Origin of the sequence: Undibacterium parvum, from assembly GCF_003955735.1 — a bacterium.
Lineage (GTDB): Bacteria > Pseudomonadota > Gammaproteobacteria > Burkholderiales > Burkholderiaceae_D > Undibacterium > Undibacterium parvum.
In genome coordinates, this window is record NZ_CP034464.1 from 3,333,405 (window position 1) to 3,346,595 (window position 13,191).

At 56.2% G+C, this 13,191-nt stretch carries 2 protein-coding genes; one reads left to right on the forward strand and one right to left on the reverse strand.

Annotated features, from left to right (window positions below; all coding sequences use genetic code 11):
* Window positions 1-5 precede the first annotated feature (5 nt).
* The gene (locus tag EJN92_RS14625) at window positions 6-12,224 is read left to right on the forward strand and encodes an Ig-like domain-containing protein (RefSeq protein ID WP_126128500.1); all 12,219 of its coding nucleotides are present in this window, start codon (window positions 6-8) and stop codon (window positions 12,222-12,224) included.
* Between the two features lie 78 nt (window positions 12,225-12,302).
* Here the strand turns inward: EJN92_RS14625 and otnI are convergent, their stop codons facing one another.
* A complete protein-coding gene (otnI, locus tag EJN92_RS14630; protein ID WP_126128501.1) occupies window positions 12,303-13,103 on the reverse strand; it encodes a 2-oxo-tetronate isomerase in 801 nt (266 codons plus the stop codon).
* Window positions 13,104-13,191: the final 88 nt, after the last annotated feature.

Below are 13,191 nucleotides of genomic sequence, written 5' to 3' on the forward strand. Positions count from 1 at the left end.
CTATCATGGCAAGTTCAGCAAACATCGTTGGTAAAGTCGTTGCGCTTCAAGGCCAGGCCATAGTACGTTCTGCGGACGGTAGTCAGCATCAACTTCATTTGGGTGATGTCATTTATGAAAATGATGTTATCGTCACCGAGGCAAACGGACGCGTGGAGTTGGCGTTTGATCAAGGCCGCAACTATCTCCTGAGAGAAGGCGAAACGGTCACACTTGACGCTAGTGTGTACGCACCCGCCCAAACCGAAATCGCCGCAGCGGCCTTGTTGCCAGATGCCGCGCTCGCCGCAAATGTCGCCAATGCAGTAATTGGAGGTAATAGTCTCGATAAATTACTCGAAGAAACCGCGGCCGGCCTTGGTGGCGGCGATGTCGGCGATGGTAATGGCTTTGTGCAGTTGGACAGAATCGCAGAAGCGGTTACACCCCAATCCTTCTTTGGCGCTGCCGCCACGACGGCCACTATTTTACCAATAGAGCGCTCAGCAGGATTGCTTGCAAACGCGATCGATAATGCATCGCCTGTAATTACCGTTGATGCACCGGACAATACAAACGACAGTACGCCTAGCATTTCGGGTACTAGTAATCTGCCCGCAGGCAGCACGATATCGCTGCTCATTACCGATAGCGGCGGTACGCAGCAGACCATTACTGCGATAGTTCAGCCGAATGGAACTTATAGCGCGACGCCGACGACCGCTTTGTCAGATGGCTCTTATAGCGTGGTTGCAAGCGGTAAAGATTCATCAGGCAATCCAGCCACTGGTACAGACGGTGGCTCGGTAGATGCCACTCCACCAGTCATCACTGTTCAAGCACCGGATAATACAAGTGATAACACCCCGACCATTAGCGGTAGCAGTGATTTGCCTGTAGGCAGTACGATTACGCTAGTTGTGACCGATAGTTCAGGTAAGTCGCAGACCATCACTGCCACGGTACAGACCGGTGGTATTTACAATGCGACACCTGCGTTACCTTTGGCGGACGGTACTTACAAAGTAGTGGCGAGTGGCCGAGATGCGGCCGGTAATCAAGCCACTAGTACGGATGACGGTTCGGTTGACACCACCGCCACGGCAGCTCCGACGATCACGATCACCACCGACAGCAACAACGACGGTCTGATCAGTAAAACAGAACTCGGTGCAGCGACGACAGTAGCCGTCACCGTGGCCTTGCCAGGCACCGCTAAAGCAGGTGACACTCTGACGATCACTGATGGCACAACACCGCAAAGCCATGTCTTGACCGCAGCAGAAATTAGCGCTGGTAGCTACAGCAGCACGGTTGCCAAACCGGCCGAAGGTGCAAGCTTAACGGTCACAGCAACCGTCACCGACCAGGCAGGCAATGTCTCAGCCCCGGGCACCGACAGCGCGACTTTAGACACAACGGCGACCGCAGCACCAACGATCACGATCACCACCGACAGCAACAACGACGGCCTGATCAGTAAAGCAGAACTCGGAGCCGCAAGCACAGTGGCAGTTACAGTCGCCTTGCCAGGCACGGCTAAAGCGGGCGACACTCTGACGATTACTGATGGCACGACACCGCAAAGCCATGTCTTAACCGCCGCAGAAATCACTGCAGGTACTTACAGCAGCACGGTTGCCAAACCGGCCGAAGGCGCGACCTTGTCTGTGAGTGCAACGGTCACGGACCAAGCTGGCAATGTCTCTGCACCTGGTACGGACACTGCAGTGCTCGACACCACAGCCAGCGCCAGTATCACCATCGCCACGGTCGCCGGAGACGACATCGTCAACGCTGCAGAATCGAATAAACCTGTCACCTTAAGCGGCACGGTAAGCGGTGACGCCAAAGCCGGTGATATCGTGACCCTGACCGTTGGGACCCACACCTACAACGCCACCGTGACCGGCACTGCCGGTAACTACAGCTACAGCGTGGCCGTACCTGGTGCTGATTTACTGGGCAACGGCAATGTACACGCCAGCGTCAGCAGCACCGACGGGGCCGGCAATCCAGCAGTAGCAACAGCCGACCATACTTACACAGTCGACACCACCGCCAGCGCCAGCATCACCATCGCGACGGTAGCCGGAGACGACATCGTCAACGCTGCAGAATCAGGCTCCGGTAAGCTCGTCACCTTAAGCGGCACGGTAGGCGGTGACGCCAAAGCCGGTGATATCGTAACCCTGACTGTGGGTACCCACACCTACAACGCCACAGTGACCGGCACAGCGGGTAACTACAGCTACAGCGTGGCCGTACCAGGCGCTGATTTACTGGGCAACGGCAATGTCCACGCCAGCGTCAGCAGCACCGACACGGCCGGCAATCCAGCAGTAGCAACAGCCGACCATACTTACACAGTTGACACCACAGCCAGCGCCAGTATCACCATCGCCACGGTAGCCGGAGACGACATCGTCAACGCCGCAGAATCGAATAAACCGGTCACCTTAAGCGGCACGGTAGGCGGCGACGCCAAAGCCGGTGATATCGTGACCCTGACCGTCGGTACCCACACCTACAACGCCACAGTGACCGGCACTGCCGGTAACTACAGCTACAGCGTCGCAGTACCTGGGGCTGATTTACTGGGCAACGGCAATGTTCACGCCAGCGTCAGTAGCACCGACGCGGCCGGCAATCCAGCGGTAGCAACAGCTGACCATACTTACACAGTTGACACCACAGCCAACGCCAGTATCACCATCGCGACGGTAGCCGGAGACGACATCGTCAACGCTGCAGAATCGAATAAACCTGTCACCTTAAGCGGCACGGTAAGCGGCGACGCCAAAGCCGGTGATATCGTGACCCTGACCGTTGGTACCCACACCTACAACGCCACAGTGACCGGCACAGCGGGCAACTACAGCTACAGCGTGGCCGTACCTGGTGCTGATTTACTGGGCAGCAGCAATGTCCACGCCAGCGTCAGCACAATGAGTGCCTCTGGCAATCCGTCCACTGCAGCGACTGACCATACTTACACAGTCGACACCACAGCGAGCGCCAGTATCACCATCGCCACGGTGGCTGGTGACGACATCGTCAACGCTGCAGAATCGAATAAACCTGTCACCTTAAGCGGCACGGTAGGCGGCGACGCCAAAGCCGGTGATATCGTGACCCTGACTGTGGGTACCCACACCTACAACGCCACAGTTACCGGCACTGCCGGTAACTACAGCTACAGCGTCGCAGTACCTGGGGCTGATTTACTGGGCAACGGCAATGTCCACGCCAGCGTCAGCAGCACCGACACGGCCGGCAATCCAGCAGTAGCAACAGCGGACCATACTTACACAGTCGACACCACAGCCAACGCCAGTATCACCATCGCCACGGTCGCCGGAGACGACATCGTCAACGCTGCAGAATCGAATAAACCGGTCACCTTAAGCGGCACGGTAAGCGGCGACGCCAAAGCCGGTGATATCGTGACCCTGACCGTTGGTACCCACACCTACAACGCCACAGTGACCGGCACTGCCGGTAACTACAGCTACAGCGTCGCAGTACCTGGGGCTGATTTACTGGGCAACGGCAATGTTCACGCCAGCGTCAGCACAATGAGTGCCTCTGGCAATCCGTCCACTGCAGCGACTGACCATACTTACACAGTCGACACCACAGCGAGCGCCAGTATCACCATCGCCACGGTCGCCGGAGACGACATCGTCAACGCTGCAGAATCGAATAAACCTGTCACCTTAAGCGGCACGGTAAGCGGCGACGCCAAAGCCGGTGATATCGTGACCCTGACCGTTGGTACCCACACCTACAACGCCACAGTGACCGGCACTGCCGGTAACTACAGCTACAGCGTCGCAGTACCTGGGGCTGATTTACTGGGCAACGGCAATGTCCACGCCAGCGTCAGCAGCACCGACGCGGCCGGCAATCCAGCGGTAGCAACAGCTGACCATACTTACACAGTCGACACCACAGCGAGCGCCAGTATCACCATCGCCACGGTCGCCGGAGACGACATCGTCAACGCTGCAGAATCGAATAAACCGGTCACCTTAAGCGGCACGGTAAGCGGCGACGCCAAAGCCGGTGATATCGTAACCCTGACTGTGGGTACCCACACCTACAACGCCACAGTGACCGGCACTGCCGGTAACTACAGCTACAGCGTCGCAGTACCTGGGGCTGATTTACTGGGCAACGGCAATGTCCACGCCAGCGTCAGCAGCACCGACACGGCCGGCAATCCAGCAGTAGCAACAGCGGACCATACTTACACAGTCGACACCACAGCCAACGCCAGTATCACCATCGCCACGGTCGCCGGAGACGACATCGTCAACGCTGCAGAATCGAATAAACCTGTCACCTTAAGCGGCACGGTAGGCGGCGACGCCAAAGCCGGTGATATCGTGACCCTGACCGTCGGTACCCACACCTACAGCGCCACAGTGACCGGCACTGCCGGTAACTACAGCTACAGCGTCGCAGTACCTGGGGCTGATTTACTGGGCAACGGCAATGTCCACGCCAGCGTCAGCACAATGAGTGCCTCTGGCAATCCGTCCACTGCAGCGACTGACCATACTTACACAGTCGACACCACAGCCAGCGCCAGTATCACCATCGCCACGGTCGCCGGAGACGACATCGTCAACGCTGCAGAATCGAATAAACCTGTCACCTTAAGCGGCACGGTAAGCGGCGACGCCAAAGCCGGTGATATCGTAACCCTGACTGTGGGTACCCACACCTACAACGCCACAGTGACCGGCACAGCGGGTAACTACAGCTACAGCGTGGCCGTACCAGGCGCTGATTTACTGGGCAACGGCAATGTCCACGCCAGCGTCAGCAGCACCGACACGGCCGGCAATCCAGCAGTAGCAACAGCCGACCATACTTACACAGTTGACACCACAGCCAGCGCCAGTATCACCATCGCCACGGTCGCCGGAGACGACATCGTCAACGCTGCAGAATCGAATAAACCTGTCACCTTAAGCGGCACGGTAGGCGGCGACGCCAAAGCCGGTGATATCGTGACCCTGACCGTCGGTACCCACACCTACAACGCCACAGTGACCGGCACTGCCGGTAACTACAGCTACAGCGTCGCAGTACCTGGGGCTGATTTACTGGGCAACGGCAATGTTCACGCCAGCGTCAGCAGCACCGACACGGCGGGCAATCCAGCAGTAGCAACAGCCGACCATACTTACACAGTCGACACCACCGCCAGCGCCAGCATCACCATCGCGACGGTAGCCGGAGACGACATCGTCAACGCTGCAGAATCAGGCTCCGGTAAGCTCGTCACCTTAAGCGGCACGGTAGGCGGTGACGCCAAAGCCGGTGATATCGTAACCCTGACTGTGGGTACCCACACCTACAACGCCACAGTGACCGGCACAGCGGGTAACTACAGCTACAGCGTGGCCGTACCAGGCGCTGATTTACTGGGCAACGGCAATGTCCACGCCAGCGTCAGCAGCACCGACACGGCCGGCAATCCAGCAGTAGCAACAGCCGACCATACTTACACAGTTGACACCACAGCCAGCGCCAGTATCACCATCGCCACGGTAGCCGGAGACGACATCGTCAACGCCGCAGAATCGAATAAACCGGTCACCTTAAGCGGCACGGTAGGCGGCGACGCCAAAGCCGGTGATATCGTGACCCTGACCGTCGGTACCCACACCTACAACGCCACAGTGACCGGCACTGCCGGTAACTACAGCTACAGCGTCGCAGTACCTGGGGCTGATTTACTGGGCAACGGCAATGTTCACGCCAGCGTCAGTAGCACCGACGCGGCCGGCAATCCAGCGGTAGCAACAGCTGACCATACTTACACAGTTGACACCACAGCCAACGCCAGTATCACCATCGCGACGGTAGCCGGAGACGACATCGTCAACGCTGCAGAGTCGAATAAACCTGTCACCTTAAGCGGCACGGTAGGTGGTGACGCCAAAGCCGGTGATATCGTAACCCTGACCGTTGGTACCCACACCTACAACGCCACAGTGACCGGCACTGCCGGTAACTACAGCTACAGCGTCGCAGTACCTGGGGCTGATTTACTGGGCAACGGCAATGTCCACGCCAGCGTCAGCAGCACCGACGCGGCCGGCAATCCAGCGGTAGCAACAGCTGACCATACTTACACAGTCGACACCACAGCCAGCGCCAGTATCACCATCGCCACGGTCGCCGGAGACGACATCGTCAACGCTGCAGAATCGAATAAACCTGTCACCTTAAGCGGCACGGTAGGCGGCGACGCCAAAGCCGGTGATATCGTAACCCTGACTGTGGGTACCCACACCTACAACGCCACAGTGACCGGCACTGCCGGTAACTACAGCTACAGCGTCGCAGTACCTGGGGCTGATTTACTGGGCAACGGCAATGTCCACGCCAGCGTCAGCAGCACCGACACGGCCGGCAATCCAGCAGTAGCAACAGCGGACCATACTTACACAGTCGACACCACAGCCAACGCCAGTATCACCATCGCCACGGTCGCCGGAGACGACATCGTCAACGCTGCAGAATCGAATAAACCGGTCACCTTAAGCGGCACGGTAAGCGGCGACGCCAAAGCCGGTGATATCGTGACCCTGACCGTTGGTACCCACACCTACAACGCCACAGTGACCGGCACTGCCGGTAACTACAGCTACAGCGTCGCAGTACCTGGGGCTGATTTACTGGGCAACGGCAATGTTCACGCCAGCGTCAGCACAATGAGTGCCTCTGGCAATCCGTCCACTGCAGCGACTGACCATACTTACACAGTCGACACCACAGCGAGCGCCAGTATCACCATCGCCACGGTCGCCGGAGACGACATCGTCAACGCTGCAGAATCGAATAAACCTGTCACCTTAAGCGGCACGGTAAGCGGCGACGCCAAAGCCGGTGATATCGTGACCCTGACCGTTGGTACCCACACCTACAACGCCACAGTGACCGGCACTGCCGGTAACTACAGCTACAGCGTCGCAGTACCTGGGGCTGATTTACTGGGCAACGGCAATGTCCACGCCAGCGTCAGCACAATGAGTGCCTCTGGCAATCCGTCCACTGCAGCGACTGACCATACTTACACAGTCGACACCACAGCGAGCGCCAGTATCACCATCGCCACGGTCGCCGGAGACGACATCGTCAACGCTGCAGAATCGAATAAACCGGTCACCTTAAGCGGCACGGTAAGCGGCGACGCCAAAGCCGGTGATATCGTGACCCTGACCGTTGGTACCCACACCTACAACGCCACAGTGACCGGCACTGCCGGTAACTACAGCTACAGCGTCGCAGTACCTGGGGCTGATTTACTGGGCAACGGCAATGTTCACGCCAGCGTCAGCAGCACCGACACGGCCGGCAATCCAGCGGTAGCAACAGCTGACCATACTTACACAGTCGACACCACAGCCAGCGCCAGTATCACCATCGCCACGGTCGCCGGAGACGATATCGTCAACGCTGCAGAATCGAATAAACCTGTCACCTTAAGCGGCACGGTAAGCGGCGACGCCAAAGCCGGTGATATCGTGACCCTGACCGTTGGTACCCACACCTACAACGCCACAGTGACCGGCACTGCCGGTAACTACAGCTACAGCGTCGCAGTACCTGGGGCTGATTTACTGGGCAACGGCAATGTTCACGCCAGCGTCAGTAGCACCGACGCGGCCGGCAATCCAGCGGTAGCAACAGCTGACCATACTTACACAGTTGACACCACAGCCAACGCCAGTATCACCATCGCTACGGTCGCCGGTGACGACATCGTCAATGCTGCAGAATCAGGCTCCGGTAAGCTCGTCACCTTAAGCGGCACGGTAGGCGGTGACGCCAAAGCCGGTGATATCGTGACCCTGACCGTCGGTACCCACACCTACAACGCCACAGTGACCGGCACTGCCGGTAACTACAGCTACAGCGTCGCAGTACCTGGGGCTGATTTACTGGGCAACGGCAATGTTCACGCCAGCGTCAGCAGCACCGACACGGCGGGCAATCCAGCAGTAGCAACAGCCGACCATACTTACACAGTCGACACCACCGCCAGCGCCAGCATCACCATCGCGACGGTAGCCGGTGACGACATCGTCAACGCTGCAGAATCAGGCTCCGGTAAGCTCGTCACCTTAAGCGGCACGGTAGGCGGCGACGCCAAAGCCGGTGATATCGTGACCCTGACTGTGGGTGCCCACACCTACAACGCCACAGTGACTGGCACTGCCGGTAACTACAGCTACAGCGTCGCAGTACCTGGGGCTGATTTACTGGGCAACGGCAATGTCCACGCCAGCGTCAGCAGCACCGACACGGCGGGCAATCCAGCAGTAGCAACAGCCGACCATACTTACACAGTCGACACCACCGCCAGCGCCAGCATCACCATCGCGACGGTAGCCGGAGACGACATCGTCAACGCTGCAGAATCAGGCTCCGGTAAGCTCGTCACCTTAAGCGGCACGGTAGGCGGTGACGCCAAAGCCGGTGATATCGTAACCCTGACTGTGGGTACCCACACCTACAACGCCACAGTGACCGGCACAGCGGGTAACTACAGCTACAGCGTGGCCGTACCAGGCGCTGATTTACTGGGCAACGGCAATGTCCACGCCAGCGTCAGCAGCACCGACACGGCCGGCAATCCAGCAGTAGCAACAGCCGACCATACTTACACAGTTGACACCACAGCCAGCGCCAGTATCACCATCGCCACGGTAGCCGGAGACGACATCGTCAACGCTGCAGAATCAGGCTCCGGTAAGCTCGTCACCTTAAGCGGCACGGTAGGCGGTGACGCCAAAGCCGGTGATATCGTAACCCTGACTGTGGGTACCCACACCTACAACGCCACAGTGACCGGCACAGCGGGTAACTACAGCTACAGCGTGGCCGTACCAGGCGCTGATTTACTGGGCAACGGCAATGTCCACGCCAGCGTCAGCAGCACCGACACGGCCGGCAATCCAGCAGTAGCAACAGCCGACCATACTTACACAGTTGACACCACAGCCAGCGCCAGTATCACCATCGCCACGGTAGCCGGAGACGACATCGTCAACGCCGCAGAATCGAATAAACCGGTCACCTTAAGCGGCACGGTAGGCGGCGACGCCAAAGCCGGTGATATCGTGACCCTGACCGTCGGTACCCACACCTACAACGCCACAGTGACCGGCACTGCCGGTAACTACAGCTACAGCGTCGCAGTACCTGGGGCTGATTTACTGGGCAACGGCAATGTTCACGCCAGCGTCAGCACAATGAGTGCCTCTGGCAATCCGTCCACTGCAGCGACTGACCATACTTACACAGTCGACACCACAGCGAGCGCCAGTATCACCATCGCTACGGTCGCCGGTGACGACATCGTCAATGCTGCAGAATCAGGCTCCGGTAAGCTCGTCACCTTAAGCGGCACGGTAGGCGGTGACGCCAAAGCCGGTGATATCGTAACCCTGACTGTGGGTACCCACACCTACAACGCCACAGTGACCGGCACAGCGGGTAACTACAGCTACAGCGTGGCCGTACCAGGCGCTGATTTACTGGGCAACGGCAATGTCCACGCCAGCGTCAGCAGCACCGACACGGCCGGCAATCCAGCAGTAGCAACAGCCGACCATACTTACACAGTCGACACCACCGGACCTGCAGTTGCAGCGCAAACTTTTAGCTATGCTGAGAACAGTGCTGCTAATAGCGTTATCGCTAATGTGATGGCCAGTGATGCCAAGGGTGTGACAGGCTACAAGTTCACCGTGACTGGCACCAATACCAGCGCTGATGGCTACTATCAAATCGATAGCACCGGCGCCATTACCTTGACTGCAGCCGGAGCGGCTTCGGCCGTGAACGACTTTGAGCAAGGCCCCAACACTGGTAACTATAGCGTTACGGTGTTTGATGCAGCAGGTAACAGCACCGCTGCGATCATTACTTTAAAAGAAAGCAACGTGAACGAGGCTCCGGTTGCTGTCGATGATCGCTACACGATGTCAGAAGATGGCAGCGCGATTACATTGACACCATTAAGCGGTGATAGTGATCCTGATGGCACCACTCCAACTATCAAGAGCATCAACGGCATAGCGCTTACTCCTGGTATTGCCCAAACTATTTTAGTCACTGGCGGTACGGTCAATATCACTGCGGCAAATATTATTAGTTTTACGCCTAGCCCGAACTTCAATGGTCAAGTGAGCATCCAATATGTGATTACTGATGGCCTACTCACTTCCAATGCGAATGAGATCATTACGGTGACCGCTGTCAATGATGCGCCATTGGGGATTGATCGTGCGGTGACGACCGGTGAGGATACGCCTTACCATTTCAGCATTGCTGATTTCCGTATGAACGATGTCGAGGATGGTTTAAATTCCACACCGACGGCAATACGTATCGACACCTTGCCCGGCAACGGTGTTTTGCAATTAAATGGCGTTACTGTGATTGCAGGGCAGGTTTTGCTAAGCACTGAATTAAGTAGTCTGACATTTACGCCGGCTGCGAATGCGAACGGAGCTAGTTACGCAAACTTCACTTTTAGTGTGCGTGATAGCGGTAACCTGTATGACACCGTACCCAATACCTTGTCTATCGCAGTATCGCCACGAGTTGATCTGAGCGTACAGGATGTCCAGCATTGGACGTTTAATGAAGGTGTGGGTACGACTACGACAAATATTTATCCTACGCTAGATCAGATAGGAACACGTACCGATGGTATCGCTGGCGGTGTTGATAGGAGCCCGACTTTCACGGCGAACGGTCATGAAGGGTTTGGTATGCAGTTCAACGGTATCTGGTCGACGACTAGTGGCGCGCGCGATGGCGGCTACCTTGCCTTGCCCACATCTGTAACTGATCCTTTGCGTGGTAATGGCTCTGGTGGCGGTAGCGCATCGCTGGTGTTCTGGTTGAATACAACGCAGACTGGTGGATCGATAGGTTGGAATTCACCTAGTGTTATCGGTATGGAAAATAACGGTGGCACAACCGATATTCAATGGGGCTGGTTAGATAGTAATGGACGTATCGGTTTTGGGATGGCGGACACGTTAGGATTTCAGAGTACAAATCCTATCAATGATGGTAAATGGCATCACGTGGCAATGAATCATAATTTCACCACTGGAGCAACCGAGGTCTGGGTGGATGGCGTACTCAATAGCTCAGGCAATATCTTGCCTGGTGCGATTATGCCTAATAAATTCCTAGGCTTTGGCGTTACAGCGGACGATGGCGCGGCGACTGACCGTTACTTGAACGGTACCTTAGATGATGCTCGTATCTACGACAGAACGCTCACAGGCGCGCAGATTAAGGCGATCTATGCAGTGGAGAGTAATAATCTTGGCGCTAATGCTGTGCTCGATAATGACGGTGGATCGGTTCGCTTTGCCTTGGTCGGCAATGACTATACACATATCGAGGTCACCGGGGCCCCGATAGGCGCAACCTTTAGCGACGGTGTGGGCGGGCATAGTGTCACGACCACTAGTGTAGGGCAGATCGTCGACCTCACTGGTTGGACGCAAGCCGAGCTTGCAGTTGGCAATCTGGGCACAAATTCAGCCTTGCTTGCGGTTACCGCTACCGGTGCCACGGCAGGGGATTCAGTGACGCAGTTCGTCAATATCGTGACTGATACTACCGTCTTTAATGGTTCTAACAGTAACGAAACTTTGACTGGTACAGCGGGCGCAGACTTCATCTCTGGCATGGGCGGTAATGATACGATCAACGCTGGTAATGGCGACGATAGGGTATTCGGCGGTAGTGGCGATGACATTATCCTTGGTGGCGCTGGAAAAGATGTGCTGGTAGGTGGAGTTGGAAATGACACACTGACCGGCGGTACCGAAGCCGATACTTTCCGCTGGTCACTTGGAGACGCTGGCACTACCACTTTACCCGCAAACGATAGAGTGACTGATTTTGATCCTGCAGCTTTCAGCGCTGGTGGCGATAGACTTGATTTGCGTGATTTGTTACAAGGTGAAAACCATGCTAGCGGCAACGGTAATTTGGGTGATTACTTGCATTTTGTAAAAACTGGTAATGACACTGTCGTGCATATTAGTAGTACTGGCGGCTTTGCAGGTGGGTTTAGCGCTGCTAAAGATGATCAAGTTATTACTTTAAGTAACGTCTTACTGACCGGTGCTGATGATGCGGCTATCATCAATGATTTGCTGACAAAAGGAAAATTAATCGTTGACTAATTTGATCCGTATATTTAGTTGAAATGTGTAGCAAAACAGGGCGATTTCTTCGCCCTGTTTTTTTGTTTTGGCGGTGGCTTATTTGATTTTTATGGCGGTCTGCTGCATCGCTTTTTGTAGCCATCCCAGTCCGTCTTCCGTGCGTCCGCGCGGACGGTATTCGCAGCCTATCCAGCCTTCATATCCGAGTTCATCGAGTAAATTAAATAGGTAAGGGTAGTTCACTTCACCCTGGTCCGGTTCATTGCGACTGGGAACGCTGGCGATCTGTACATGACCGATGCCATCGAAGTGCTTTCGCAAGCACATAGACAAATCACCCTCGACGATTTGTGCGTGATAAAAATCCATTTGTACTTTGACGTTGGGCTCGCCGCATTCTTCGCGCAGGGCATGGGCTTGCGCCTGAGTGTTGATAAAATATCCCGGCATGTCTCTGGGGTTGATTGCTTCTATCATTAAGCAGATACCGTGTTCAGCCATTGCGCGTGCCGCATAGCCTAGGTTGCTCAAATACTGCGCTCGATATACCAGAGGATCGGCATCGGCAGCTAGGATTCCCGCCATCATATGCAGACGCTTGGTCCCCAGAGCTAATGCATATTCAAGCGCACGCGCCACGCCAGTTTTAAATTCCACCTCGCGACCAGGCAGGGCAGCGATACCGCGCTCGCCTGCACCCCAATCACCAGGCGGTAGATTAAATAAAACGTTTTCCAAATGGTTTTGCTGCAGCCAAGACGCGAGCTGCTGTGGCGAATGCTCGTACGGAAACAAAAATTCCACCGCTTTAAAGCCTGCTGCAGCGGCAGCGGCAAAACGCTGTGGGAAGGCGACTTCGTTAAACATCATACTCAGATTAGCTGCAAATTTTGGCATGTTAATACTCCGGATCGATGAGGGCTCAAAAGGTTTTTCATGCTTTAGGTCTGTACTTCAGCGGAAAATTAAAGCGCTAGGCATCGCA

Excerpts from the sequence above, each read along its gene's own strand:
- otnI (WP_126128501.1), bottom strand. The coding sequence starts at position 13,103 with ATGCCAAAATTTGCAGCTAATCTGAGTATGATGTTTAACGAAGTCGCC.
- EJN92_RS14625 (WP_126128500.1), top strand. The coding sequence starts at position 6 with ATGGCAAGTTCAGCAAACATCGTTGGTAAAGTCGTTGCGCTTCAAGGC.